At 69.5% G+C, this 26,172-nt stretch carries 26 protein-coding genes; 9 read left to right on the top strand and 17 right to left on the bottom strand.

All coding sequences use genetic code 11. The features are described from left to right. Positions 1-53 precede the first annotated feature (53 nt). Together ACFE87_RS03610 and ACFE87_RS03605 are read right to left on the bottom strand one after the other, a co-directional pair. Positions 54-956, bottom strand: a complete 903-nt coding sequence (locus tag ACFE87_RS03610) for an NAD(P)-dependent oxidoreductase (RefSeq protein WP_375458247.1) — start codon at positions 954-956, stop codon at positions 54-56. 97 nt (positions 957-1,053) lie between these two features. Continuing rightward, entirely contained in the window at positions 1,054-1,854 is an 801-nt protein-coding gene (locus tag ACFE87_RS03605; protein WP_375458246.1) for an SDR family NAD(P)-dependent oxidoreductase, read from the bottom strand. A 95-nt stretch (positions 1,855-1,949) separates the two neighbouring features. On the opposite strand from ACFE87_RS03605, the gene ACFE87_RS03600 reads away from it, so the two are divergent. From ACFE87_RS03600 to ACFE87_RS03580, 5 genes are all read left to right on the top strand, one after another. Beyond that, positions 1,950-2,351 carry a carboxymuconolactone decarboxylase family protein gene (locus tag ACFE87_RS03600; protein WP_375458245.1) on the top strand — a complete coding sequence of 134 codons (402 nt, stop codon included), beginning with the start codon at positions 1,950-1,952 and terminating at the stop codon, positions 2,349-2,351. Further along, positions 2,338-3,717: an MmgE/PrpD family protein gene (locus ACFE87_RS03595; RefSeq protein ID WP_375458244.1), complete on the top strand. Its 1,380-nt coding sequence runs from the start codon at positions 2,338-2,340 to the stop codon at positions 3,715-3,717. The genes ACFE87_RS03600 and ACFE87_RS03595 overlap by 14 nt, the downstream gene beginning before the upstream one ends. An 85-nt stretch (positions 3,718-3,802) precedes the next feature. Continuing rightward, positions 3,803-4,807: an ABC transporter substrate-binding protein gene (locus ACFE87_RS03590; RefSeq protein ID WP_375458243.1), complete on the top strand. Its 1,005-nt coding sequence runs from the start codon at positions 3,803-3,805 to the stop codon at positions 4,805-4,807. Between the two features lie 152 nt (positions 4,808-4,959). Beyond that, on the top strand, positions 4,960-5,634 hold the full coding sequence (locus ACFE87_RS03585) for a GntR family transcriptional regulator (protein WP_375458242.1): 675 nt from the start codon (positions 4,960-4,962) through the stop codon (positions 5,632-5,634). A gap of 61 nt (positions 5,635-5,695) precedes the next feature. Then, a complete protein-coding gene (locus ACFE87_RS03580; protein ID WP_375458241.1) occupies positions 5,696-6,994 on the top strand; it encodes an MmgE/PrpD family protein in 1,299 nt (432 codons plus the stop codon). Between the two features lie 280 nt (positions 6,995-7,274). On the opposite strand, the gene ACFE87_RS03575 is transcribed toward ACFE87_RS03580, so the two are convergent. Both ACFE87_RS03575 and ACFE87_RS03570 read right to left on the bottom strand, forming a co-directional pair. Next, on the bottom strand, positions 7,275-8,678 hold the full coding sequence (locus ACFE87_RS03575; protein ID WP_375458240.1) for an amidase family protein: 1,404 nt from the start codon (positions 8,676-8,678) through the stop codon (positions 7,275-7,277). A gap of 12 nt (positions 8,679-8,690) precedes the next feature. Then, positions 8,691-10,724 carry a molybdopterin-dependent oxidoreductase gene (locus tag ACFE87_RS03570; RefSeq protein ID WP_375458239.1) on the bottom strand — a complete coding sequence of 678 codons (2,034 nt, stop codon included), beginning with the start codon at positions 10,722-10,724 and terminating at the stop codon, positions 8,691-8,693. Positions 10,725-11,021: 297 nt separating this feature from the next. On the opposite strand from ACFE87_RS03570, the gene ACFE87_RS03565 reads away from it, so the two are divergent. Continuing rightward, a complete protein-coding gene (locus ACFE87_RS03565) occupies positions 11,022-11,327 on the top strand; it encodes a hypothetical protein (RefSeq protein ID WP_375458238.1) in 306 nt (101 codons plus the stop codon). A gap of 43 nt (positions 11,328-11,370) precedes the next feature. Here ACFE87_RS03565 and ACFE87_RS03560 read toward each other — a convergent pair whose 3' ends face one another. From ACFE87_RS03560 to ACFE87_RS03530, 7 genes are all read right to left on the bottom strand, one after another. Continuing rightward, positions 11,371-11,613, bottom strand: coding sequence for a hypothetical protein (locus ACFE87_RS03560; protein WP_375458354.1), 243 nt, complete (start codon positions 11,611-11,613; stop codon positions 11,371-11,373). 56 nt (positions 11,614-11,669) lie between these two features. Beyond that, the gene (gene gatA, locus ACFE87_RS03555; protein ID WP_375458237.1) at positions 11,670-13,190 is read right to left on the bottom strand and encodes an Asp-tRNA(Asn)/Glu-tRNA(Gln) amidotransferase subunit GatA; all 1,521 of its coding nucleotides are present in this window, start codon (positions 13,188-13,190) and stop codon (positions 11,670-11,672) included. Positions 13,191-13,231: 41 nt separating this feature from the next. After that, positions 13,232-14,641, bottom strand: a complete 1,410-nt coding sequence (locus ACFE87_RS03550; protein ID WP_375458236.1) for a serine hydrolase domain-containing protein — start codon at positions 14,639-14,641, stop codon at positions 13,232-13,234. A gap of 11 nt (positions 14,642-14,652) precedes the next feature. Next, the gene (gatC, locus tag ACFE87_RS03545) at positions 14,653-14,940 is read right to left on the bottom strand and encodes an Asp-tRNA(Asn)/Glu-tRNA(Gln) amidotransferase subunit GatC (protein WP_375458235.1); all 288 of its coding nucleotides are present in this window, start codon (positions 14,938-14,940) and stop codon (positions 14,653-14,655) included. Between the two features lie 168 nt (positions 14,941-15,108). Further along, a complete protein-coding gene (locus ACFE87_RS03540; protein WP_375458234.1) occupies positions 15,109-16,260 on the bottom strand; it encodes a hypothetical protein in 1,152 nt (383 codons plus the stop codon). 216 nt (positions 16,261-16,476) lie between these two features. After that, positions 16,477-16,791, bottom strand: a complete 315-nt coding sequence (locus ACFE87_RS03535; RefSeq protein WP_375458233.1) for a hypothetical protein — start codon at positions 16,789-16,791, stop codon at positions 16,477-16,479. A gap of 287 nt (positions 16,792-17,078) precedes the next feature. After that, positions 17,079-17,777, bottom strand: a complete 699-nt coding sequence (locus ACFE87_RS03530; RefSeq protein WP_375458232.1) for a metal-dependent hydrolase — start codon at positions 17,775-17,777, stop codon at positions 17,079-17,081. Between the two features lie 77 nt (positions 17,778-17,854). On the opposite strand from ACFE87_RS03530, the gene ruvX reads away from it, so the two are divergent. Together ruvX and ACFE87_RS03520 are read left to right on the top strand one after the other, a co-directional pair. Then, entirely contained in the window at positions 17,855-18,334 is a 480-nt protein-coding gene (gene ruvX, locus ACFE87_RS03525) for a Holliday junction resolvase RuvX (RefSeq protein WP_375458231.1), read from the top strand. Positions 18,335-18,406: 72 nt separating this feature from the next. Then, a complete protein-coding gene (locus tag ACFE87_RS03520) occupies positions 18,407-18,655 on the top strand; it encodes a hypothetical protein (RefSeq protein WP_375458230.1) in 249 nt (82 codons plus the stop codon). A gap of 15 nt (positions 18,656-18,670) precedes the next feature. Here ACFE87_RS03520 and dprA read toward each other — a convergent pair whose 3' ends face one another. The 6 genes from dprA to ACFE87_RS03490 form a co-directional block, all read right to left on the bottom strand. Next, the gene (dprA, locus tag ACFE87_RS03515) at positions 18,671-19,873 is read right to left on the bottom strand and encodes a DNA-processing protein DprA (RefSeq protein ID WP_375458353.1); all 1,203 of its coding nucleotides are present in this window, start codon (positions 19,871-19,873) and stop codon (positions 18,671-18,673) included. 5 nt (positions 19,874-19,878) lie between these two features. Next, positions 19,879-20,481 carry a glycerol-3-phosphate 1-O-acyltransferase PlsY gene (plsY, locus tag ACFE87_RS03510; protein ID WP_375458229.1) on the bottom strand — a complete coding sequence of 201 codons (603 nt, stop codon included), beginning with the start codon at positions 20,479-20,481 and terminating at the stop codon, positions 19,879-19,881. Then, positions 20,478-21,794: a dihydroorotase gene (locus ACFE87_RS03505; RefSeq protein ID WP_375458228.1), complete on the bottom strand. Its 1,317-nt coding sequence runs from the start codon at positions 21,792-21,794 to the stop codon at positions 20,478-20,480. Before ACFE87_RS03505 ends, plsY begins: the two co-directional genes overlap by 4 nt. Further along, entirely contained in the window at positions 21,791-22,060 is a 270-nt protein-coding gene (locus tag ACFE87_RS03500) for a type II toxin-antitoxin system RelE/ParE family toxin (protein WP_375458227.1), read from the bottom strand. Before ACFE87_RS03500 ends, ACFE87_RS03505 begins: the two co-directional genes overlap by 4 nt. Continuing rightward, positions 22,044-22,268, bottom strand: a complete 225-nt coding sequence (locus ACFE87_RS03495; RefSeq protein WP_375458226.1) for a CopG family transcriptional regulator — start codon at positions 22,266-22,268, stop codon at positions 22,044-22,046. The genes ACFE87_RS03500 and ACFE87_RS03495 overlap by 17 nt, the downstream gene beginning before the upstream one ends. 100 nt (positions 22,269-22,368) lie before the next feature. Continuing rightward, positions 22,369-23,307, bottom strand: coding sequence for an aspartate carbamoyltransferase catalytic subunit (locus ACFE87_RS03490; RefSeq protein ID WP_375458225.1), 939 nt, complete (start codon positions 23,305-23,307; stop codon positions 22,369-22,371). 177 nt (positions 23,308-23,484) lie between these two features. Here ACFE87_RS03490 and topA point away from each other — a divergent pair, with 177 nt between their 5' ends. Then, positions 23,485-26,169: a type I DNA topoisomerase gene (gene topA / locus ACFE87_RS03485; protein ID WP_375458224.1), complete on the top strand. Its 2,685-nt coding sequence runs from the start codon at positions 23,485-23,487 to the stop codon at positions 26,167-26,169. The last annotated feature ends 3 nt before the right edge of the window (positions 26,170-26,172 follow it).

Raw genomic sequence — 26,172 nt, 5'->3', positions numbered from 1 at the left:
GAGGACCTGTGTCCTGGGTCCCGGCTTTCGCCGGGACGAGCGGAGGTGGACGCTCACGTCTTCGCCCCTCCGATTTCCACGCCGGCCCATTCCTCGAGCAGCTTGGCGACGTAGGTGAAGTCCGCGTCGTAGCCGAACCGCGCCTTGGTCACGGCCAGCATCTGGCGGACCGCGGAGCCCGCGACCATCGGGATGCCCATGGCCTCGGCCTCCTCGATGCAGAGCCGCACGTCCTTGTAGGACAGCCCGGTCGCGAAGCCGAAATCGAAGGTCCGGGTGAGGACGGCGCGCGGGAACTTGTCCTGCGAGGCGCTGTTCCGGCCGCTGGACGCGTTGATGACGTCGATCATCACCTTGGCGTCGACGCCCGATTTCACGGCCATCGCCATCGCCTCGGACGTCACGACGAGGGCGGAGGCCGCGAGGAGATTGTTGGCGAGCTTGGCGGATTGGGCGAGGCCCGCCTTCTCGCCGACGTTGAACAGCTTGCCGAACACCTTCAGGATCGGCTCGACCCGGTCGACGGCATCCTTGGGGCCGGAGACGATCACGGCGAGGGTCCCGGCCTTGGCACCCGTCACGCCGCCGCTGACCGGGCAATCGATCCAGGCGATCCCGCGCCCGGCGAGTTCGCCGGCCACGAGCTTCGCGATGCTGGGCCCCGTGGTCGAGAGGTCGATCACCACCTTCGCCCGGCTCCCGCCGGCAAGCCCCTTGTCGCCCAGGCAGACGGCGCGGACGACGTCCGGGTGGGGAAGGCTGATCAGGACGATATCGGCCTGCGAGGCCACGTCCTCGGCCGAGGCGGCGATCACGGCCCCGCGTTTGGCGAGCGGCTCGAGGGTGGCCGCGACGGTGTCGAATACGACGAGCTTGTGCCCGGCCTCGATGAGGCGCCCCGCCATCGGCGCGCCCATGCGACCGATCCCGACGAAGCCGATCACCTCATCCGCCATCCCGCGTCTCCTCACATTCAGCGGCCCTGTCCCGAGCCGTTCCACATCGGCCTAGCATACCGAACAATCCGGATACAGCCTGACCGTCAGACAATCTTCAGCTGACCGACCATGCACCGTCGAGCGGCAGGGCGGCGCCCGTGATGTCGCGGCCGCCCGGCCCGCACAGGAACAGGATCGTGGCGGCCACGCCTTCGGGCGCGATGAAGCGGCGGCTCGGCTGGCGCGTCGCGAGATAGTCGCGGGTCGCCTCCTCCTCCGACATCCCGGATTCTTCGGCGAGGCCGCGGATTCGCTCCGTGATGGCCGGCGTCGGGATCGTGGCCGGACAGATCGCGTTGCAGGTGATGTCGAGGGTCGCGGTCTCGAGGGCCACGGCGCGGGTGAGCCCGATCAGCGCCGTCTTCGTGGTCACGTAATCGGCCCGGTTCGCGGCCCCGATCAGCCCGTAGATCGACGAGACGTTGACGATGCGGCCGAAACCGCGCGCACGCATGCCGGGCAGCGCGAGCCGGATCGTATGGAAGGCGGCCGTGAGATTCACGGCGACGGACCGGTCCCAACCCTCGACAGCCATCTCCTCGATCGGTCCGAACTGGCGCACGACCGCGTTGTTCACGAGGATGTCGATCCCGCCGAACTCGGCCGTGACCATCGCAGCCAGATCCTCGATCTCGGACGGGCGGGCGAGGTCCGCGCCATGGAACAGGGCCCTGACCTCATGGGCCGCCTCGATCCCGGCCCGAGCCGCCTCGGCTTCGGCGGGATCGCACAATCCGTGCAGGACGACGTCGCAAACCGCCCCGGCGAGCGCATCGGCAATGGCGAGGCCGAGCCCGCCGGTCGAGCCGGTCACGAGCGCGCGCCGTCCGGTCAGGGCGCCCTTGTCCTCCGTCATCGCAACTCGACCGCCCGCCGCTCACACTGAATTGTCAGGTTGACAGACAGAAAGCGGCCCTGTCAAAGCTGGGCAACGACATGCGGGAGGGGACATTGGCGAGCCGTCCGGAATTCCAGAGCGACCTCTTCCAGAAGGGCAAGCAGATCCGCGGCGAGGTCGCCGGCGCGGACCACCTCGAGGCGATGCTGGCCAAGGCGGACGACTTCTCGGCCCCCATCCAGCAACTGGTCACCGAATATTGCTGGGGCGCCGTCTGGGGCCGCGACGGCTTGGAGCGGAAGACCCGCTCCATGCTGAACCTCGCCATGCTGGCCGCGCTCGGCCGCGGGCATGAATTCAAGCTGCATTGCAAGGGCGCGCTCACGAACGGGGTCACCCGCGACGAGATCCGCGAGATCATCATGCAGATCGGCATCTATTGCGGCGTGCCGGCCATGATGGAATCGACCCGCCACGCGCAGGAGGTCTTCAAGGACGTCGATGCCGGCACGTAAGCCTACCCCGCAGACCCCCGACGAGGCGGGCGTCTCGGAGACGCTCGCCCGCTACGTGGTCGAGAGCCGCCTCGCCGACATCCCGGACGACGTGAAGCACGAGGCCCGGCGCGCGCTCCTGAACTATGTCGGCTGCGCCATCGGCGGCGCCGGCGAAGAGGGCGTCGAGATCGCCATGCGGGTGATCGGCCCCTTCTCGGGGGAGCGGACCTCCGCCGTGCTCGGCCGCCGCGAGCGGCTCGACCCGCTCAACGCCTCGCTCATCAACGGCCTCTCGTCGCATTATCACGACTATGACGACACGACGCCGAAGAACTACAGCCACACGACCTCGCCGGTCGCCTCGGCGCTCTTCGCCTATGCGTCGGCGAACGCCGTCTCCGGCCAGGACCTGTTCGAGGCCTTCATCCTCGGCTTCGAAGCCGCCTCGCGGGTCGGCAACTCGGTCTATCCCGGCCATTACGACACGGGCTGGCACATCACGGGCACGATCGGCGTGATCGGCGCGGCCGTCGCGATCGGCAGGCTGCGCGGGCTGCCGCTCCGGAACATGATCTGGGCGATCGGCACCGCGACCACGCAATCGGCCGGCCTGCGCGAGCAGTTCGGCTCGATGGGCAAGCCCTTCCATCCGGGCCGCTCGGCCCAGAGCGGGTATCTGGCCGCCCTCCTCGCCGAACAGGGTTTCACCAGCGGCAATTACCCGATCGAGAGCCCGCGCGGCTTCGCGGCGGTGCTGTCGCCGTCGCACGACTTCTCGAAGATCACGGACGGGCTCGGGGTCGATTTCGACCTGCGCGAGAATACCTACAAGCCCTATGCCTCCGGCATCGTCATCCACCCGACGATCGACGCCTGCAGCCAGATCAGGGCCGCGCACGGGCTCGACCTGACCGACGTCGAATCCGTGCAGCTGACGGTCGCGCCGATCGTGCTCGACCTTTGCAACAAGAAGTTCATCGCGACCGGGCTCGAGGGCAAGTTCTCCGTCTACCATGCGGCCGCGATCGGCCTCGTTCGCGGCCAGGGCCGGCTCGGCGAGTTCACCGACGAGACGGTCAACGACCCGGAGATCCGCCGCATCCGCGAGAGCACGCATGCGGAGCGCGACGCCTCGCTCGAGGACGACGCCGTGATCGTCGAGGTGCGCCGGAAGAGCGGCGAGCCGATCCGGCTTTCGCTCGACCACGCGCTCGGCAACATCCACCGGCCGCTCTCGGATGCGCAGCTCGAGGACAAGTTCCGCGACCAGGCGCGCCAGCACCTGACGGATGGACAGATCGACGACCTGATCGGCCTCTGCTGGCAGGTGGACACGCTGGATCGGGCCGGACGCATCGCCGAGGCGGCCGTCCCGAAGGGCTGAGCCCACCTCCGCTCATCCCGGCGAAAGCCGGGATCCAGGTGAGCGGGATGATCGAAGAGCCGCTCGGCGGCCGGGAGGACACACCATGATGCGCCGCTTTGGTCTCGCCCTCGCCCTCCTCGCCGCGATGCCGCTCGCGGCCCGGGCTGAAATCGACGAGCTCCGCATTCCGGTCGGGGCCGGCGGCATCGGCTTCCTGCCGCTCCTCGTCATGGAGAAGCAGAAGCTCGTCGAGAAACACGCCCTCGCGGCCGGGCTCGACAAGCTGAAGGTCAGCTGGATCAGCTTCGGCGGACCTTCCGTCGTGAACGACGCGCTCCTGTCCGGGTCGTCGCATTTCGCGCCCGCCGGCCCGCCGGCCTTCCTGACGATGTGGGGCCGCACGCGCGGCGCCCAGAAGGTCATGGGCGCTGCCGCCATGACGTCGATGCCGATGTACCTGAACACGAACCAGGACCGGATCAAGACGCTCGAAGACATTCGCGACGGCGACAAGATGGCCGTGACCGCGGTCAAGGTCTCGATCCCGGCCATCATCATGCAGATGTATGCCCGCGACAAGTTCGGGCCCAAGGAATACGATCGCTTCGATCGGTATACGGTGTCGATGACGCATCCGGACGGGGTCATCGCGCTGTTGTCGAAGCGGCTCGAGGTCAACCTGCATTTCACCTCGCCGCCCTTCCACCAGCGCGAGCTGAAGGATCCGGCGATCCGCAACATCATGAATTCCGACCAGGTGATGGGCGGCGCGACCACCTTCACGATGCTCTACACGACGACCCGCTTCCACGACGAGAACCCGAAGACCTACGGGGCCGTGATGGCGGCGCTCCGCGAAGCGCTCGCCTTCATCAAGCGCGAGCCGCGCGCCGCGACCCGCATCTTCCTGGAAGCCGGAGACGGGCGCGGCTGGACCGAAGACGAGATCGCGGCCGTGATCGAGTCGCCGGACGTCGTCTTCACCACGGCCCCGCAGAACGTGATGAAATACGCGACCTTCATGCACGAGGTCGGTACGCTGAAGATCCGGCCGTCCTCCTGGAAGGACCTGTTCTTTCCCAACGCCCATGACCAGGACGGGACATGAGCCGTCCCAGGCGCGTCGCGGCGGACCGGGGGCACCATCCCGGGCGGTGGAGGTCGCGCCACTTGTGGATGGTGCTCGCACGGGCCTTGCATGCCACAGCTGACCCGGCGTCAGGTCCCTAGACGCCCGCGCGCGGGACCGCGAGCCAGCCCATGACAACGACCGACCAATCCATGCGGGTCGCCCCCGTGGCGGCCCCGATCCGATCCCAAGTGGTCGAAACGCTGCGCACCGCCATCACGAGCGGCCGTTTCGCCCCGGGCCAGAGGCTCGTCGAGAAGGACCTCTGCGACCTCCTCGGCGTCAGCCGCCCCTCCGTGCGCGAGGCCCTGCGCGAGCTCGAGAGCGAGGGCCTGATCCGGACGATCCCGAACCGCGGGCCCCTCGTCTCGATGCTGTCGGCCGAGGATGCGGCCAGCATCTACCAGGTCCGCGGCGTGCTCGAGGCCCTGGCCGCAAAGCTCTTTGCCGAGAAGGCGACCCCTGAACAGGTCGCCGCGCTGTCGGACAGCGTCGACCGGCTCGCCGCCGCCTACGGGTCGGGCGAGGTGGAGCAGATCCTGGTCGCCAAGAAGGCCTTCTACGACATCCTGCTCGACGGCTCCCAGAACGTCATCATCCCGTCGATGCTGCGCACCATGAACGCGCGCATCACGCAGCTCCGGCGCGTGTCGCTGTCGAGCCCGAAGCGGCTGCCGGGCTCGATCCGGGAGATCCGGGCCGTCCTCAAGGCGATCAAGGCCCGGGATCCGGAGGCCGCCTTCCAGGCCTCCCTCCGGCATATCGCGGAAGCCTCCAAGGTCGCGATGACGAAGCTCAAGGATTGAGGAGAAGGCGATTCCGGAAGCCCACGCCCCCGCTTCGCTTTCGGCGACCTTCGGGGCCTTCGTGGCCGAGACGGACGGGGCGGCGATACCGGCCCGGATCCGGCACCAGGGCCTGCGGGCCATCCTGAACGGCTTCGGCACGGCGCTCGGCGCCGCCCGCGATCCGGCCGTCGAGACGGCTGTCCGGGCGATGCGGGCCTTCTCGCCGGGCGCGGACGCGACATTGATCGGCCGGCCGGACCGGCTCGATCCGCCCGGCGCCGCCTTCGCGAACGCGATCGGCATGAACCTGCTCGATTTCGACGACACCCATCTGCCGACCATCATCCACCCGACCGCCCCCGTCCTGCCGGCGGTTCTAGCGCTCGCCGAGCAGCGCGGCCTGTCGGGCGCTGAGGCGCTGACCGCCTTCCTGCTCGGAGCGGAGGTCACCTGCCGCATCGGCGACATGGTCTCGCCCGGACATTACGCGCGCGGCTGGCACATCACCTCGACCTGCGGCGTTTTCGGGGCGGCAGCGGCGAGTGCAAGGCTTCTCGGGCTGGACGCCGAGAGGACGGGCCATGCCATCGGGATCGCGGCCGGTCTCTCCGGCGGGCTCGTCGAGAATCTCACGACGGCGGCCAAGAATGCGGGCGTCGGCAACGCGCCCCGGAACGGCATCCTGGCGGCGCTTCTCGCGGCCGAGGGCTATGTCGCCGCTCCCGCCGCGATCGAGGGCAAGCTCGGCTGGGCCCAGGCCTGCGGCGACATGCCGGACGTGCCGCGCGCCCTGGACGGCCTCGGCAAGAGCTGGGCCTTCGAGCTGAATGCCTACAAGCCCTATCCGTCCGGGATCGTGTTCCACAGCGTGATCGACGCCTGTTTCGAGATCCGGGCGTCCCACGCGCTCGCGGCCGACCAGATCGAACGCGTGGTCGTCCGGGGCAGCCCGCTCCTGCTGCAACGCGGCGACCGCGTCGTCCGGAACGAGCGCGACGCCCGCGTCAGCCTGCACCACGCCGCCGCGATCGTGTTCCTGTACGGGGCGGCCGGCGTGAGGGAATTCGAGGCCGCCTGCGCGATGGCGCCCGAGACGGTGGCCTTCCGGTCGAAGGTTCGTGGCGAGGTCGACTCATCGCTCCCGCCCGGAGCCGCGACGGTCGAGGTCACGCTGCGAGACGGCCAAACTCAAAGCGCGACCGTGCTGCATGCCCGCGGCAGCATCGAGCGCCCGATGAGCGACGCGGATCTCGAAGCCAAGCTCCGCGCCCTCGCAGGCGGGAACGGCTACGACGCGGCCGAGATCATCGTCCAGGTCTGGGCGCTCGATGGCCCCGACAGCCTGGGCGCGCTGATGGGCGCGGCTTCGGGCCGTTAAGGTGTGATTTGGGGCTGGTGTGTGCTTCGAGGCCCGGCTCAGCAGAGGGAGTTCGCAGGGGCTCTTTCCCTCCCCGGAGGGGAGGGCCGAGTCGGCGAAGCCGAACCGGGGTGGGGACAGTCCGGCCCCATGACCCCACCCCGGTTCGAAGCTTCGCTTCGACTCGCCCCCCCCTCCGAGGAGGGAGAACGCGTCCAGCGTGAGGACCATCGGGAGCGACCACCCACATCCTCATGCTGAGGTGCCGGCCGAAGGCCGGCCTCGAAGCACGCACGACGCGTCAGCCGGCCCAGACCCGCTCGTAGCCGAAGGGCCGGGCGGCCAGGAAAGCCTTTGCGGCCCGCATCACGAGCGCGTCCGCGTGGCGCGGCCCGACGATCTGCAGCCCGACCGGAAGCCCGTCCGGGGTCAGTCCGCAGGGGACCGAGACCGCCGGGCTGTGGGACAGGTTGAATGGGTAGGAGAATTCCGCCCAGGCGAGCCAATCCCATCCCGGCGGCGCCCAATGGTCGGGGCGCTGCTGCCCGACCGGGAAGCTCGCGACCGAGGCCGACGGCGTGACGAGGAGGTCCCAGCCGCCGTCGAACCAGGTGCCGACCTCGCCCGCATAGGCGAGGCGTCGACCCTGGACCGCGTTCAGCTCCGACGGCGAGAGGCGCGGCCCGGTCTTGAGGCAGGCGAGGAAATCCGGGTCGAGCGCGGCCTCGCCGGCCTCGTCCTTCGGCAGGTAGGGCAGCAGAGGCGCGACCCAGAGGCCGCGGATGAGGTCGGGCCCGGCCGGACCCCAGGGCGGCGTCACGGTCTCGACCGACGCCCCGAGACCCTCGAGCACCTTCGCCCCCGCCGCCACGAGATCGGCGACCGCCGGGTCGACGCGGGCATGGCCGAGATCGGGGCTGAAGGCGATCCGGAGACCGCGCACGCCATCGCCTGCCGGCGCGGGCCGGTAGCGGCCCGGCAGCGTCGTGTAATCGGCCGGGTGGGCGCCGGACATCACCTCCAGCATCAGCTCGGCATCGGCCACGTCGCGGGCGATCGGGCCGATATGCGACAGCGAGCCGTTATTCGGCACCGGCACATAGGGCACGGTGCCGAAGGTCGGCTTGAATCCGACGGCGCCGCAGAAATGGGACGGCAGCCGCACCGAGCCGGCGCCGTCGGTGCCGAGATGCAGCGGGCCGCAGCCGGATGCAGCGAGCGCGGCGGCCCCGCAGGAGGATCCGCCTGAGGTGAAGCCATGCCGCCAGGGATTGTGGGTGGCGCCGGTGAGCGGGTTGTGGCTCACGGCCGTCCAGCCATGCTCCGTCGTCGTCGTCTTGCCGAGGATCACGGCCCCGCTCGCCCGCAGGCGCGCCACGGCCGGGGCATCCGCCGCCGCCGGCGCCGGGTCGCTCAGGCGCGAGCCGCGCCGGGTCGGGAGCCCGCGCACCGCCTGCACGTCCTTGATCGTGATCGGGACGCCGTGCAGCGGCCCGAGCGGATCGCCGCGCCCGACGGCCTCGTCCGCGGCGCGGGCGGCCTCGCGCGCGCCTTCGGGATCGAGCCGGACGAAGGCGTTGAGCCGTGGCTCCCACCTCTCCATCCGGGCGAGCACCGCCTCCGTCACCTCGACGGCGGACGCCTGCCGGCTCCGGACGAGCGCGGCCATCTCCCGGGCCGTGAGGGTGGCGAGGTCCTGGCTCATGAGCGGCGCGCCTCAGGCATGAGCCGTCCAGGCTTCCACGTCCAGGAAGGTGCTCTGGTAGCAGGCGCCCTCCCCCATATCGGTCAGGCGGTCCGAGCAGAGCATGTTCACGGTGCCCTGCGCGCCCTCCGCGCCGGGCCGCTGGCCCGGGACCAGGATCACGCCCGGCTGGATCTCGTCCGTCACCCGCAGCACGAGCCCGATCGCCGCCCGGTCGTTGTAGAGTTTCACCCGCTGGCCGGCGGCGAGCCCGCGTTTCGCGGCGTCCTCCGGATGGAGCACGCAGAAGGGCTCTCCCTCGCGCTTGCGCAGGAAGCCGACGCCCGAGAAGGCCGTATGCGGCTGGAAGAAGGACGGCGCGGTGAGGAGGCGCAAGGGCCAGCGCGCCTGGTCTTGCACCTCCTCGGGATCGGGCTCCCAATCCGGCATCGGCGACACGCCCTGCTGGGCCAGTTGCTCCGAATAGATCTCGAGCTTTCCTGAGGCGGTCTTGAACGTCTGGCCCGGAGGGGGCGCGGCCTTCACGGGCCTGCCGTCGAGGAGGCTCGCCGGGTCGACTTGGCCCACCGCGCCGGTCGAGCCCGCGAAGAAGGTCGGCATGATCTCGGCCTCCTCCATGCGGAAGATCGGGTCCGGCACGCCCATGCGGGCGGCGAGCGCCTGGGCGAGCTTCACGTTCGACCAGGCCTCGCCGCGGGGCGACACGGCCGCGGGCGCGAATTGCATGTAGTAGCTGCCGTAGCTCCGGTAGAAGTCGCGCGTCTCGAGATAGGTCGTGGCCGGCAGGACGATGTCGGCATATCGAGCCGTGTCCGTCATGAAAGGGTCGTGCACGACCGTGAACAGGTCCTCGCGGGCGAGGCCCTCGCGGACCTTGCCGGCCTCCGGGCAGGTCACGGCGGGATTGTTCGCCGCGACGAAGAGCGCCCGGAGGGGAGGGTCGCGCATCTCCAGGAGCTCGCGCCCGAGCAGGCTGTGGTTGACGAGCCGGCTCGCGGCCGGTCCGGACGGCGGCTTCTTCAGGGTCGAGAAGTCGAAATCCATCGAGCCGGCCGTGAGCAGGAGCGCACCGCCGCCGCGTCGGCCATAGGCGCCCGTGAGCGCCGGAAGGATCGCGACCGCCCGCAGCGCCTGGCCGCCGCGAGCGAGCCGCGTCATGCCCTCGCCGATGCGGATGAAGGAGCGCTTCGCGGCGCCATACATCGCCGCGAGCCGCTCGATATCGGCGACCGGAAGCCCGGTGATCGACGACACCGTCTCGGGCGGAAAACGCGGCAGGACCTCCTCCGCCCAGCGGTCGAAGCCGAGCGTCTCGGCCGCCAGATAGGCGCGGTCGCAGAGGCCGTCCCGCAGCAGGATATGGGCGAGGCCCAGCGCGAGCGCGGCGTCGGTCCCGATCCGGATCGGCAGGTGCCAGTCGGCGGCGGCGGCCGTGCGGCTCCGGCGCGGGTCGATGACGACGACCTTCACGCCGGCCTTCCGCACCGCGTCGAGCTTCGCCCAGAAATGGACGTTGACCGTCATCAGGTCGCAGCCCCAGGCGACCACGAGGTCGGACTCGACCACGGATTCCGGATCGGCGCCGCCGACCGGGCCGAGCGTCATGTCCCAGGCGGTCTCGCAGCAGGTGTCGCAGACCGTGCCGGCCTGGAGGCGGCTCGCGCCGAGCGCGTAGAAGAGCGCGTTCACGAGGTGCCGATTCATCTGCCCCTGATGGGCGGAATAGGCGTAGCCGAGCAAAGCCTGCGGCCCGGATTCGGCGATGATCGACGTCCAGCGCGCCGTGATCTCGTCCAGCGCCGCGTCCCAGGTGATCGGCGCGAAGGCGCCGGAGCCTTTCGGCCCGACCCGGCGGAGCGGCGTCGCGATCCGCTCGGGCGAATGGACCAGTTCCGCGTCGCGGTTGACCTTCGCGCAGGCGAAGCCGGCCGTGTAGGGCTGGTCCGGATCACCCTCGATCCGCATGACGGTGTCGTTCTCGACATGCGCCAGCAGCGAGCACATGTCGGGGCAATCATGCGCGCATGCGACGCGAACGGTTTCCATCGGATGTTCCCCGCAGGCTGACCGGCTGATCATGGCAGATGTCCGGGCTTATCCAACCCGGTTCCTGCTTGCTCTCGGCTCTTGACGTGCGAAAGCCGCAGATCAGCTTCCGCAAGATCGGCACCACCCGGCCTTCCACGCTGCCGACAGGCAGCATCCAGGCAAGTTCGGGCAGCGCGGGCTCGAGCTCGGCTCTAACGGATCGTCGCAACTGAGACGACGTCATGAACCGGGAAGTGAAACCAAGTGCCGGGGCACGCGTTCACTCGGCAACGGACCCCAGACGGAGCATCCATCATGGCGCTCACCACGAACCCGCCCCACGATCTAGTTCACGACAGGATCGTGGCTCGGTCCGACGATCACTTCGTCGACGTCGATACGGCCGATGATGCCGGGCGATCGAATTTCGCCGCGTTCCTGCTGGGAGGCGTGGTCATCGCCGGTGGCATGCTGGCCTTCCTGTATTACGACACCGACAATCTCGGCCGTGGCCAGGACATCACGACCGGCAGCATCGGCAGGATCGAGATGCAGGGCGCGCCGCTCGCACCGAACCTTCTGGTTCCCGCCCAGTCCCCGAAGGCGGCGAACCCTCGCTAAGCTGAGCTGAGCTGACCAGGAGGCCGGGCCATATGCCCGGCCTTCATTTTGCCGAGGGCGCGAGGACCCGGTGGGCACCGTAGCCGGCCACCGCCCAGAGAAGCGCCGCCACGCTCCGGACCGGCAGGAGCATGGGGCCTTCGCGCGAGAGCGGAGCGACCCACGGGATGCCCAGCGCCGTCACGAGCGCGTCGAACAGGAGCGCGATCCCGAGCGCCGCGATGGCCGCGATGAAGACCTTGCCGAATTGGTCGGCGCGCCAGCCCAGATAGACAGCGATTCCGATGAGAACCGGATCAAACGCGGCCCAGATCCAGATCGAGACCGGAACGGACGGGGCAGTCACGACGACCACCACGTCCTGGGCAGCGTCACCCGTCCGGCCGCATCCTCGATGACCTGGCCTGCCGCGAAGAGCGTCTCCTCGTCGAACGGTCGTCCGATCAGTTGCAGCCCGAGCGGCAGGCCCTCGCCGTCATATCCGGCAGGCACGGCGATCCCGGGCAGCCCGGCCATGTTCACCGTCACCGTGAAGACGTCGTTCAGATACATCTCGACGGGATCGTCGGAGCCTTTCTGGCCGATGCCGAAGGCGGCGGACGGCGTCGCCGGCGTCAGGATCGCGTCGACGCCCCGGGCGTAGGCCTGTTCGAAATCCTGCTTGATCAGGGTCCTGATCTTCTGGGCGCGGACGTAATAGGCGTCGTAATAGCCGGCCGAGAGCACGTAGGTGCCGATCATGATGCGGCGCTGCACCTCGCGGCCGAACCCTTCGGCGCGGGTCTTCTCGTACATGGCCGCGATGTCGGAGCCCGGCACCCGCAACCCGTAGCGGACGCCGTCGTAGCGGGCGAGATTCGACGAGGCCTCGGCCGGGGCCACGATGTAATAGGCCGGCAGCGCGTATTTCGTGTGCGGGAGCGAGATGTCGACGACCGTCGCGCCCGCCTCGCGCAGCCAGGCCGAGCCCTGCTCCCAGAGCGCCTCGATCTCCCCCGGCATGCCGGCGATCCGGTATTCCTTCGGGATGCCGATCGTCAGTCCCCGCACGCCGCGCCGGATCGCGGCCGCGAAGTCGGGCACGGGCAGGTCTGCGGAGGTCGTGTCCTTGGGATCGTGCCCCGCCATGGAGCGGAGCAGGATCGCGCAATCCTCGACGTTGCGGGCGATCGGCCCGGCCTGGTCGAGCGAGGACGCGAAGGCGACGATGCCCCAGCGCGAGCAGCGCCCGTAGGTCGGCTTGATCCCGACCGTCCCGGTAAAGGCGGCCGGCTGGCGGATCGATCCGCCTGTATCGGTCGCGGTGGCGCCGAGGCAGAGACGGGCCGCGACCGCCGCGGCGGACCCGCCCGACGAGCCGCCGGGCACGAGATGCGTGCCGGCGATCGCGCCCCCGCTGCCGGCGGCGTGGACATTCGATCCAGCCCTGCGCCAGGGCGAGACGACCGGGCCGAAGCAGGAGGTCTCGTTCGACGAGCCCATCGCGAATTCGTCGTTGTTGAGCTTGCCCAGCATCACGGCGCCGTCGCGCCAGAGCTGCGACGTCACGGTGGATTCGTAGGGCGGGACGAAATTGCCGAGGATCCGGCTGCAGGCCGTCGTCCTGACGCCCTCGGTGCAGAACAGGTCCTTGATGCCGAGCGGCACGCCTTCGAGCGGCCCGCCCTCCCCCTTTGCCAGCCGGCCGTCGCTCGCCGCCGCCATGGCGAGCGCCTTTTCGGGCGTCTCGAGCACGAAGGCGTTCAGCGCCCGCGCCTTTGCGGCGGCGTCGAGATAGGCCCCGGTCAACTCGACGGAGGTGAAGGTCTTGGAGCGAAGGCCATGGGCGGCCTCGGCCAATGTCAGATGGAGGAGATCGGTCATGCTGTTCGGGAAAGGATCGCCATCGGGCGTCGTCCCGCGTCTCACATCGTGATGGCGCCGACAACCCCGAGGGGCGGCGGCGCGTAACGCTCCTCCATCTCGCGAACGAGGTCGCTCTCGAGGCTGAGGAAGGCCCCGCCGAGCTGCAGCTCGCGCGGAGCGCCGTCCTCGCCCCGGATCACCCTCACGGCCTCGCCAGGCGAGCCGAAGCCCTGTGATTTGACGATACGGCCCTCGTCGGGGCCGGTGACCTCGATCTCCGCGGCATCGGCGAAGGGGAGGAAAAGCGCCGGATACGCCGCCAGCACCCGCTGTCCGACGGGCACGAGATCGACGGCACCCCAGATCGACCACCAGCGACCGCGCCACGCCGCCAGTCCCTCGGCCGTCGGATCCGCCTCCTTGAACCGGCGCAGGATGTGGACCAGGCCGTCGACCCAGCCATGGGCCGGGCCATCGATCGCATTGGTCAGGACGGAGATCGCGAGGCGAGGCTCAGGGACGACGAGGGTGCGGCTGATGAAGCCCTGGAGGCCGCCGGAATGGCCGAAGGTCGCCCATGATCCGGGCGCGCTCACCTCGAGGCCGAGGCCGTAATGGCGCTCGAGGCTCGCCCCGTCGTCGCGCCAATGCCGCCGCGTCATCTCGCGCCGGCTTGCGGCGGACAGGATGCTCGTCGGCGCGGCCGGATCGAGCTGCCCGAAGAAGCGCGCGAGATCGGCTGCGGTGCTGACGAAGCCTCCCGCCGGCGCGATGGCATGGGTTGGATTGTGGCCGGGAATGACGACCCGGCGCCCGAGCGGGCGCTTGCCGCTATGACCGCTGGCGAGGCGCGCCGAGCCGGCGAAGGCCGCGTCCGGCACCGTTTCCGTGAGCCCGGCCGGACGGATGACCCGCTCCGCGATCCAGTCCGGATAGGGCTGCCCCGTCACGGCCTCGATCACGAGACCAAGGAGCCCGTAGCCGTGGTTCGAGTATTTCAGCCGCAGACCCGTCTCGACCGGCGAGGGCTCGGCGAGGTCCGCCAGCAATTCGGCCCGGCCACGATACGGGATGCGGTCGACGAACTGGCTCGAATCGGGCCCGTCCCGGACGATGCCGCCGCTATGCGACAGGAGCTGGCCGATCGTCGCCACGGCGACGCTCGGATGCAGGCCGGAGACGTGGGTCCCGCAGCGATCGTCCAGCCGCAGCTTTCCCTCGTCGAGAAGGCACAGGATGCCGGCCGCCGTGAACGACTTGGATTGCGACGCGACCCGCATACGGTGCCGCGGGGTGAGCGGTTCGCCGGTCGCGAGGTCGGCACAGCCGAAGGCCCGCTCGAAGACGATCTCGCCCTCATGGGCGACCGCAACGGCGACGCCGGGCTGTTCGTGGACGCGGAGCTGGATGGCGAGCCAGCTCTCGGCATAGGCGAGCGCGCCGTCGAGCCAGGCCGGCCTGTCGGCCACGCCCGGCGGGCCTATTCCACGACCTTGGGAACGAGGAAGAAGCCGTCCTCGGTCGCCGGCGCATTCGCCATGATCCGGTCGACGGCGCCGCCCTCGGTGACGACGTCGTGCCGCTTCTTCATCCGCATCGGCGTCACCGAGCTCATCGGCTCGACCCCCGTGACATCGACCTCGTTCAGCTGCTCGACGAAGGCCAGGATCGCGTTCAGCTCGCCCTTCATGCGGGGGATGTCGGCATCCTCGATGGCGATGCGTGACAGGTGAGCGACCCGCTTAACGGTAGCCTCGTCGACCGACATGAAACCGTGCTCCCGCGCCCGACCGGGGAGCTACATGATCCACCGGCGAGCGGCAACGCCCGGTCCTGCGTCACACGCGAGGGCTGTCGAAACATCGCTTCGGATGACCGCGGTACCGCATGCGGCCGGGCTCGATGGCCCCGGCAGTCGGAGCCGGAGCGCACGCGCTCAGCTTCCCGACCCCTGGCGGGGTATCCAGCCCGGTCTGCCGAGAAGATAGTCGACCATCCGGGGCGGGATGGTCCGCTCGCGTGCGATGTCACGGGGATCGTGCGGAAGCTGCGTTGCGATCGCCGCCTCGTCGCCCGTCTGCACCTTCACCAACCAGTCCGGATCGACCAGAGCCGCGCGGCCGACGGCCACGAGGTCCGCCCCGGCCGCGAGTGCGAGACCTGCGTCGGCTTCCGTCCTGATGCCGCCGCATGCGACGACGGCGCAACGTCCGGCCACGACCTCAGCGATGGCGGTGATCGCACTGCGGCCGTCACCGCGCGGTTGGCTCTGGACCGTATAGCTTCGGTCTTCCCTCTGGGGCGACTGCGAACGGAAGTCGTCGAGCGAGATATGCAGGTAGTCGATCCGCAGATCGGCGAGCCGATCGGCCAGGACGATGGCATCGTCGAGCCCATAGCCATCCGGCTCGGCCTCGAACGGCGTCAGCCGGTAGCCCACCACCATCGTGGATCCCACGCCCTCACGCACAGCCTCGGCAACCGCCAGAGGAAAGCGCATTCGCCTGTCCAGATCGCCACCCCAACCATCCTGTCTCTGGTTGGCCCGCGGCGAGAAGAATTGGTGCATGAGATAGTGGTTGGCACCATGCAGCTCGATCCCGTCGAACCCCGCATCCTGGGCGCGTCGGGCAGCTGTTCGGAAGCTCTCGATCAGATGCTCCAGCTCCGCGACCGTCATCTCGCGCGGCGTGAGCGCCCCGGGCCTGAGTGATGCGATCGCGGATGGCGCCCGCAGTCGATCGTCGCCGACGAGGCTCGCCCTCGCGATCCGTCCGCCATCGTAGAGCTGGAGGATCGCGACGCCCCCGGCGACTTGGAATTCCCGTGCGAGACGGGCGAGACTGGCCACGTGCTCAGCGCGCGCCGCGCCGATCCCGTTCCAGGACCTGCCATCGTCATGGACATAGGCGCAGGCGGTGATCGCCGTACCGAAACCCGAGGCGCATCGTCGGCGCGCGTATGCCAGTTCCTCCGGCGTCACGCTCCCGTCCGGACTAGAGGCATCCGTCGTCATCGGTGCGAGCACGAACCTGTTCTTCGCGATCGCACCACTCTGAAACCGAAAGCTGGACCACGGAGCTACCATCGTTTGCGTCTCACGTGGCGAGGCTTCGACGGAGCGAGGGTGCGCCTCGCCCGCAAACCGTTACGCGAACGGGCTCCGCAGCATATGCGGCCAAGTTCTCGGCCGGTACGCGCGTCGGCGTCCTTCCGTGGCGCCAGGGTGTCTGGACATCAACGAACGTTCGCGTTCGGGAACGGCGCCGGCGCTCCATTCGAACCGACGGACCACCAACGCCCGTCAGGTGACGCGGGAATGATCGCTCGTGGGACCCGGGACGCTGATGACGGTCACGGCCGAGGTCAGCCGGCCGATGTAATAGGTCCCGGCCAGCGTCGCCGCGAAGATGAGGAGGAAGATGATCTCCCGGAGCAGCGATCGGGTGGCCGGAACCGGGAGCGGGGAGGCATTGTCGTTGGCGCCTTCCGCCGGTCCCTCCAGCATCAGCTGGGCCCGGGACGGGGGCGGCAGCATCCGGGGCGCGATCGGCACGAAGGCATCCAGCGGAACCCTCACTTGCCGCGAGCCGAATTTGGTGTCTTGCCGCGCCAGCATCACCTCCGCCCGTCGGAAGGCCGCAGGCACAGCGCCTGCGCGCCTGACACGCACCTGGCCGGACGGCGGCCGCAGCAGAGGGATGACATCGGCCCGCAGTCGACGGCCCGGGATGCGGGCGCCAGCCCCGTCGGCATTCCCGTTGCTGATCTGCGGGAGACCTCCTGGTCGTGGGATCATGGGCTCGCCCCGCCATCGTTAACGATCGGTAAACGAGGTTATGCCACGGGGGCGCCCGGGCCGCCATGCCGGCCAGGCCACCCCTTGGGGACAGCGTTAACGCCGGCTCAGACCGTCACGCCCATGCCGACATGGGGCGTGACGACCTGGATTCCGCTTCCCTCCATGGCCGCCACGAAGGCGTCGGCGGTCTGGTCGATGATGGGGAAGGAGCCGAAATGGCAGGGGATCACGGCGCGGGGCTTGAAGAAGCGCCGGATGGCATAGGCCGCGCCGTCGGCGCCCATGGTGAAGCGGTCGCCGACCGGCACCATGATGATCTCCGGGGCGTAGCGCTCCTGCAAAATCGCCATGTCGCCGAACACGTCCGTGTCGCCCATGTGATAGACGACCGGCTCGCCCGGCGCCGTGACGATGATCCCGTTCGGAAGCCCGAGCGGCGTGAAGACGTCGCCCTCGATCATGGTGGAGGAATGGTCCGCACGCACGAAGGTCACCCGAAAACCGCCCTGGTCGGTCGTGCCGCCCGTATTCATCGGGTCGAGCTTCGTCGCACCGCGCGTGCTCAGCCATTGGCAGAGCTCGAAATTCGCCACGATCGTGGCCCCGGTCCGCTCCGAGATCGCGACCGCGTCGCCGATATGGTCGCCATGCCCGTGCGTGATGAGGACGTGCGTCGCGCCTGCCGACGCCTCGACCGGGTCGCCCGAGAAGCCGGGATTGCCGGTGAGGAACGGATCCAGCAACACGACCTTGTCCCCGAATTCCAGGCGGAACGTGGAATGGCCGTACCAGGTGATGCGCATGCCGAGCCCTCTCCGCTGTCTCCCGCTCCCATAGCGGCCGGGCTCGGGTCGAGGAAGCCCCGCAGGGGCCCGGCGCGGTGAGCGGCAAGGACCTCGACCAGTTCTCGGCCCTGCCGAGGGGGCGGCGCCTGCTCGGCTTCGACCTCGGCACGAAGACGATCGGGCTTGCCCTCTCCGATGTCGAGCTCCGCATCGCGACGCCGTTCGAGACGATCCGGCGCTCGAAATTCACGGCCGAGGCCAACCGGATCCGGGACATCGCGGGGCGCTACGATGTCGGCGGCTTCGTGTTCGGCCTTCCGGTCAACATGGACGGCAGCGAGGGGCCGCGCGCCCAATCGACCCGAGCCTTCGCCCGCAATCTCGCACGCCTCTGCGACCTGCCGTCGACCTTCTGGGACGAACGGCTTTCGACGGCCGCCGTGACCCGCGCCCTCATCGAAGCCGACGCGTCCCGGGCGAAGCGGGCGACGGTCGTCGACCGCATGGCGGCCGCGTATATCCTTCAGGGCGCCCTGGACCGGATCCGGTCGGGAGCCCTGCCGCTACAACTTTAGATGATGATTGTAGGACTTGATTAAACTCAAGGTTTGTCTAGGTTCGCGGACAGTCCTGAGTAACGACGAACGATGGCGGCACGAGTGGCGCACCAATCGGACATCCAGACCGGCGACCAGGAGCCGGGGCGCGTGCCCGGCTCCGTCGGATCACCCGGGAATCCCGCCGATGTCGCGGAGTATGTGGCGGAATTCACCAAGGGCCTCGCCCGGCTGGCGCGCTCGTCGAAGCTCGACCTGCTCGCCTATCTCCTGGACGTGGCGCATCTGGAGGCCCGGACCGTGCTCGGCAATCCCGTCCGGAAGCGGCGCGACGGGTAGGGTCCGGGCAGCGCCCTAGGGACCCGGCCGGAGGAGCGAGACGGCGTTGCCGCCGTGCCGCTCGATGCGTTGCCCGATCTCGAGTTCGACCAGGACCAGTTGCACGGCCCGGACCGGCACGCCCGTTTGCCGCGCCAGATCGTCGACCGAGATCGGGGTCGCGTTCATGGCGGCGATGACCCGCTCCCGCTCGCTTCGAGGGCCGGCCGCCGGCTCGTCTTCGCCCGAGTCCCACATCCCGGCGGCGCCGTCCGAGATGCCGTCGTCGAGTTCGTCCCAGAGCGGGCGGGTGTCCCTCCCGAAACCGTGGGGCTCGGGTTCCCGGTAGAGACCGGGCCCGCCCTCGCCCGCGCCGCCGATCAGGGGTTCGAGCGCGGCGATCACGTGGTCGGCCGAGCCGCACAGTGTGGCGCCGCCCCGGATGAGATCGTTCGTGCCTTCCGCCCGAGGATCGAGCGGCGAACCCGGTACCGCGAAGACCTCGCGGCCCTGCTCCAGCGCGAAGCGCGCCGTGATCAGCGATCCCGATTTCCGCGCCGCCTCGACCACCACCACCCCGAGCGCCAGGCCCGAGACGATCCGGTTGCGGCGCGGGAAGTCGCGTCCCCGCGGCTCCCAGCCGATCGGCATCTCGGAGATCGCCGCACCGCCCTCGGCCACCATGCGCTCGAGAAGCGGTTTGTTCTCATCGGGATAGACGCGGTCATGGCCGCCGGCCAGCACGGCGATCGTGCCGGTCGCGAGTGCCGCCCGGTGGGCGCGCGTGTCGATGCCGCGGGCCAGGCCGGAGGCGATCACGAACTCGGCCCGACCGAGATCCGTCGCGAGCCGCTCGGCGAAGCTCGCCCCGGCTGCCGAGGCGTTGCGCGAGCCGACGATCGCGACCACCGGTCGCGACAGAGCCGCAGACGAACCCCGGACGGCGATCAGCGGGGGCGCGGTGTCGATCGCGAGGAGCGGCCGCGGGTAATCCGGCTCGCCCTGCGCCACGAAGCGCGCGCCGAGGCGCGACGCCGCATACAGCTCGCGCTCCGCCTCGGCCCGGCTGCAGATTCGGAGCGCCGGCCGGCCCGATTGGCGGGCCAGATCCGGCAGGGCCTCCAGGGCGGCGCCCGCGCCACCGAACTGGTTGACCAGCGCCCGAAAGCTGCGCGGGCCGATCCGCTCGCTCCTGATCAGGCGGAGCCAGTCGAGCCGCTGCGCATCGCTGAGGGCGATCGCACTCACGCCTTGCGCCCGATCCGGCTTTCCGTCCCGGCCAGGAGCCTTTCGATATTGGCGTGATGCTTGGCCCAGAGCACGGGCAGGATCAGGCCGAGGACGACCGCAGCCTGGCCATGGCCGAGCCACCAGGCCGCTGCCGGCGGGCCTAGCGAGGCCAGGAGACCGGCCAGCGAGGAGTAGCGGGTCACGGCCGCGACCGCGAGCCAAATCGTGGCGAAGATGAGCACCAGGCGCGAATCGAGCCCGAGCAGGCAGCCGATGAAGGTCGCGACACCCTTGCCGCCGCGAAAGCCGAGCCAGACCGGGAAACAATGGCCGAGGATCGCCCCGAGCGCGGCGGCCAGTCCGGCCTCCGGACCGAGGAGCCGGTCGGCCAGGACGATGGCCGCCGTCGCCTTCAGTGCATCCAGCAGCAAGGTGGAGGCCGCGAGGCCCTTGTGACCCGTCCGCAGAACGTTGGTCGCGCCGATATTGCCGGAGCCGATCGCGCGAACGTCGCCGAGCCCCGCCATGCGGGTGAGGATCAACCCGAACGGGATCGCGCCGAGGAGGTAGCCGAGGGCAAGGCCGCCGAGAATGGCCGGCCAGAAGGATAGCGTCACGCCGCCCTCGCGGGCGCAGCCTCGTCGAGGTCATGCACGATCCGTCCGGCCACGATCGTCCGCCTCACGCGACCGGCGAGCCGGGCCTCGTCGAAGGGGGAGTTCTTGGACCGGGATCGCAGGTCGCGCTTGTCCAGGAGGTAGGGCTCGTCGGGGTCGAGCAGGATGAGGTCCGCCGGCGCGCCACGGGCGAGGCGTCCGGCCGAGAGGCCAAGGATCTCGGCCGGACGGGACGACAGCGCCCGGAGGAGCGCCGGCAGCGCAAGCCGCCCGTCCTGAACGAGGCGGAGCGAAGCGGAGAGGAGCGTCTCGAGGCCGATCGCGCCGTCTGCAGCCTCGGCGAAAGGCAGCCGCTTCGTCTCCACGTCCTGGGGGTTGTGGTCGGAGACGACGACGTCGATGACGCCCTCGGCGAGCGCCTCGATGACGGCCTGCCGGTCGTCCTCGTGCCGAAGCGGCGGAGACAGCTTGCAGAAAGTGCGGTAATGGCCGACGTCGTTCTCGTTCAACGCGAGGTTGTTGACGGAGACCCCGCAGGTCACAGGCAGCCCGTCTGCCTTGGCGTGCCGGATGATGTCGACGGAATCCGCGCATGAGACCATGGCCGCGTGATAGCGCGCGCCGGTGAGCCGCACGAGGCGGAGGTCCCGCTCCAGCATCACGGTCTCGGCCTCGCGCGGGATGCCGGCGAGCCCGAGCCTGGAGGCCAGTTCGCCCTCGTTCATCACGCCGCCGCCGACGAGGCTCGCCTCGGCGAGATGCGGCATGAGGAGGGCGCCGAGGTCGCGCGCATAGGTCAGCGCCCGGCGCATCACGCCGGCCGAGGCGATCGCATGCGCACCGTCCGTGAAGGCGACGGCCCCGGCTTCCTGCAGGAGGCCGAGTTCCGTCATCTCGCGCCCTTCGAGCCGGCGCGTGATGGCGGCCGCCGGGTGAATGTTGACCCGCGAGGTGTCGCGGGCGCGCCGAAGCAGGAAGTCCACGATGGCCGGGTCGTCGACGATCGGGTTCGTGTCCGGCATCGAGACGATCGTCGTCACCCCGCCGGCCGCCGCCGCCTCGCTCGCGCTCTTCAGCGTCTCGCGATGCTCGGCCCCGGGCTCGCCCACGAAGGCCCGCATGTCGACGAGGCCCGGCGCGAGGTGGAGCCCGCGGCCGTCGATCACTTGGGCACCCGCCGGAGCAGCCGGATTTTCACCCCAGGCGACGTCCTCGATGACGCCATCCCGGATGAGAACCGCTCCCCGTCCCTCGCGCCCCGTGGACGGGTCGACGAGGTGGGCATTCGCGAGGAGGAGAGGTCTCGATGTCACCGGTAAATCTCCCGCCGGTGACCGATCTGCACGACGAGCACGCGCAACGCGCCTTCCTCGATGCTGACCACCACCCGGTAGTCGCCAATGCGATAGCGCCAATAATCGCCGAAGCGGCCCCCTTTCAAGGGCTCGCCGAGACGGCGGGGATCGTCGGTCGCGGCGACGCGTGTTCGCAGGAATTCGACGATCCGGCGCGCAACCCCAGGATCGAGCGAATTTAGCTGCTTTCGAGCCCGAGGCGCGAACTCAATCCGCCAGCCCAAGCTCTCGCTCCACCTCCTCCAACGTCGTGGTAGAGCTACGTCCGGCCGCGATCTCAGCAAGGGCGAGGTCAGCCGCATGCACGTCCTCGAGATCCTCGAGATGGGCGAGGACGGCTTCGACGACGAGTTCGGACTTGCTACGGCCGACCCACTCGACCGCTTTGTCGAGGCGGCTCTCCAGATCGGGAGGTATTCGGACCGCCAGCATGTCCTGCCCTCGAACGCATGGCCGGCCGTTCGGCAGTGGCCGACGGGAGCCGTCGATTCACTTTCCCCACCTGAGGGGAGCGGTCAAGCGTCAGTCGTCCTCACCGGTTCGGCAGATGCCCGGCCAGCGCCTCGAGCACCGCCATCCGGACCGCGACCCCCATCTCGACCTGCTCCCGGATCAGGGATTGCGCCCCGTCGGCAACCTCGGAGGAGATCTCGACGCCCCGGTTCATCGGGCCCGGATGCATGACGAGGGCATCGGGCTTGGCGACGGAAAGCTTCTCGGAATCGAGGCCGAAATAGCGGAAATACTCCTTCACGGAGGGCACGAAGGAGCCGTTCATGCGCTCGCGCTGGAGGCGCAGCATCATGACGATGTCGACCCCGGCGAGCCCGGCCCGCATGTCGGTGAACACCTCGACGCCGAACCGGGCGATCCCGGCCGGCATGAGGGTGGAGGGGCCGATCACCCGGACGCGGGCGCCGAGCGCCTGGAGCAGGATGATGTTCGAGCGGGCGACGCGCGAATGCAGGATGTCGCCGCAGATGGCGACCACCAGACCCTCGATCGCGCCCCGGTTGCGCCGGATGGTCAGCGCGTCCAGGAGCGCCTGGGTCGGATGCTCGTGCGCGCCGTCCCCGGCATTCACGACCGAGCAATCCACCTTGCGGGCGAGAAGGTGGACGGCGCCGGCCTCCTGATGGCGGACGACGATGATGTCCGGTCGCATGGCATTCAGGGTCGCGGCCGTGTCGATCAGGGTCTCGCCCTTCTTCACCGCGGAGGACGCGACCGACATGTTCATGACGTCCGCCCCGAGCCGCTTCCCGGCGAGTTCGAAGGAGGATTGCGTTCGGGTCGAGGGTTCGAAGAAGAGGTTGATCTGCGTGCGCCCCCGCAAGGTGGTCTTCTTCTTCTCGATCTGCCGGGAGACCTCGACGGCCTCGTCGGCCTGGTCGAGGAGGATCTCGAGGTCCTGCCGGGACAGGCCTTCGATGCCCAGAAGATGGCGGTGTGGATAGGCGGGACGCGACATGCCGTTCGGGTTATGAGGTCGGGCGGGAAAAGCAAGGCCGGAGGCGCGGCAGCCGGTCTCGAATTGACAGAGCGGCCCGGCTATCCCACCTAACGCCATCCGGGGTCCCGTGCGAGGCACGCCCTCCGCGCTACCGAAACAACCGATCGCCTCGCGACCCGGAGGGCCAGCCTCGGCATGAAAGTCGTCGTCGTCGAATCGCCGGCCAAGGCCAAGACGATCAACAAATATCTGGGTCCGGGCTACGAGGTCCTGGCTTCGTTCGGGCATATCCGCGACCTTCCGGCCAAGGACGGCTCCGTCGATCCCGAGCAGGATTTCCGCATGCTCTGGGAGCTCGACGCCCGGGGCGGCAAGCGCGTCGCCGAGATCGCGAAGGCGGTCCGTGGCGCGGAAAAGCTCATTCTCGCGACCGACCCCGACCGTGAAGGCGAGGCGATCTCCTGGCACGTGGTCGAGGCCTTGCGCGAGAAGCGGGTCCTGAAGGACGTGCCGATCGAGCGCGTCACCTTCAACGCCATCACCAAGGATGCCGTCGACGCGGCCATGCGGGCGCCGCGCCAGATCGACGGCGCGCTGGTCGACGCCTATCTGGCGCGCCGCGCCCTCGACTATCTCGTCGGCTTCACGCTCTCGCCCGTCCTGTGGCGGAAGCTTCCCGGTGCACGCTCCGCCGGCCGGGTTCAGTCGGTCGCGCTCCGCCTCGTCTGCGATCGTGAGAACGAGATCGAGCGGTTCGCACCGCGGGAATACTGGTCGCTCGTGGCGACGCTCGCGACCGGGGACGGCGGCGTCTTCGAGGCGCGGCTGGTCGGCGCGGACGGCAAGCGCATCCAGCGCCTCGATGTCGGGACGGGCGACGAGGCGGAGGCCTTCCGCCGGGATCTCGAGCTCGCGACCTTCAAGGTCTCGACCGTCGAGGCGAAACCCGCCAAGCGGCATCCGCAGCCGCCCTTCACCACCTCGACCCTGCAGCAGGAGGCGTCGCGCAAGCTCGGCTTCGCGCCGGCTCATACGATGCGGGTCGCCCAGCGGCTCTATGAGGGGATCGAGGTCGGCGGCGAGGCCGTCGGCCTCATCACCTATATGCGGACGGACGGCGTCGACATGGCGCCCGAGGCGATCGCCGCGACCCGGCGGGTAATCGGCAAGGAATATGGCGACCGCTACGTCCCGGCGGTCCCGCGCAAATACACCGTCAAGGCGAAGAACGCCCAGGAGGCGCACGAGGCGGTGCGACCGACCGATCTCGGCCGGCTTCCGGCCTCCGTCTCCCGGTCGCTCGATGCCGACCAGGCAAGGCTCTACGAGCTGATCTGGGTCCGGACCGTCGCGAGCCAGATGGAATCGGCCGAGCTTGAGCGGACCAGTGTCGACATCGATGCTGCCGTTGGCCCGCGACACATCCAGCTGCGGGCGACCGGCCAGGTCGTGAAGTTCGACGGCTTCCTGACCCTCTACCGCGAGGGTCGCGACGAGCCGGAGCCGACCGGCGCTGCCGCGGATGCGGAGAGCGACGACGAGCGACGCCTGCCGCCGATGCGGGCCGGCGAGGCGCTGGAGCGCCGGCGCATCGCCTCGACGCAGCATTTCACCGAGCCGCCGCCGCGCTATTCGGAGGCGAGCCTCGTCAAGCGGATGGAGGAGCTCGGCATCGGGCGGCCCTCGACCTATGCGGCCGTGCTCGCGGTCTTGCGCGAGCGGGAATACGTGAAGCTCGACAAGAAGCGGCTCGTTCCGGAGGACAAGGGCCGGCTCGTGGTCGCCTTCCTGGAGAGCTTCTTCCGCCGCTATGTCGAATACGATTTCACCGCCGCGCTCGAAGAGCAGCTCGACCGCGTGTCGAACCACGAGATCGACTGGAAGGACGTGCTGCGCGAGTTCTGGCGCGACTTCTCGGCCGCGGTCGGCGAGACGAAGGACCTGCGGACGACCGAGGTTCTGGATGCGCTGAACGAGCTTCTCGGCTCCCACATCTTCCCGGCCAAGGAAGACGGGTCGAATCCCCGCACCTGCCCGACCTGCGGCAATGGCCAGCTTTCCTTGAAGCTCGGCAAGTTCGGCGCCTTCGTCGGCTGCTCGAACTACCCGGAATGCCGCTACACCCGCCAGCTCGCGGCCGCCGGCGGCGAGGACGGCGACCCGGGAACGCCCGGCATCCGCGCGCTGGGCGAGGATCCCGAGACGGGCCTACCCGTCACGGTTCGGGACGGGCGGTTCGGCCCCTTCATCCAGCTCGGCGAGGGCGAGAAGCCGAAGCGGTCCTCGATCCCGAAGGGAACCGAACCCGCGACGATCGACCTCGAACGGGCGCTGAAGCTGCTGTCGCTGCCGCGCGAGATCGCGAAACACCCGGAGAGCGGCCAGCCGATCCTGGCCGGGATCGGCCGCTACGGACCCTATGTCCAGCACGGCAAGGTCTATGCGAGCCTCAGCCGCGACGACGACGTGCTCGAGATCGGCGGCAACCGGGCGATCGACCTGATCGTGACGAAGGAATCCGGCGGTGGCCGCGGCGGCCGTGTCGTCGATCCGGGACGGCTCATCGGCGATGACCCGGAAACGAAGAAGCCGATCGTCGTGAAGGCGGGAAAGTACGGGGCCTATGTCTCGGATGGCGAGACCAACGCAACGATCCCGCGCGAGACGAGCGCGGATGCCGTGACGCTCGACGAGGCCGTGGCTTTGCTCGTCGCCCGCCGAGCAGCCGGACCTTCGAAGAAGCCGGCACGTGGGCGGGCCGCGGCCCCGAAGAGCAAGGCTGCGAGCACCACGGAGCGCGCCAAGCCCACCAAGAAGAAGGTCGTCCGTAAGGCGCCGAAGAAGGCTGGCAGCCCGAAACGGAAAGCCGCCGAGTCCTAGGGG

Source organism: uncultured Enterovirga sp., from assembly GCF_964242715.1.
Lineage (GTDB): Bacteria > Pseudomonadota > Alphaproteobacteria > Rhizobiales > Beijerinckiaceae > Enterovirga.
This window is presented reverse-complemented; position numbering and strand designations above follow the sequence as displayed.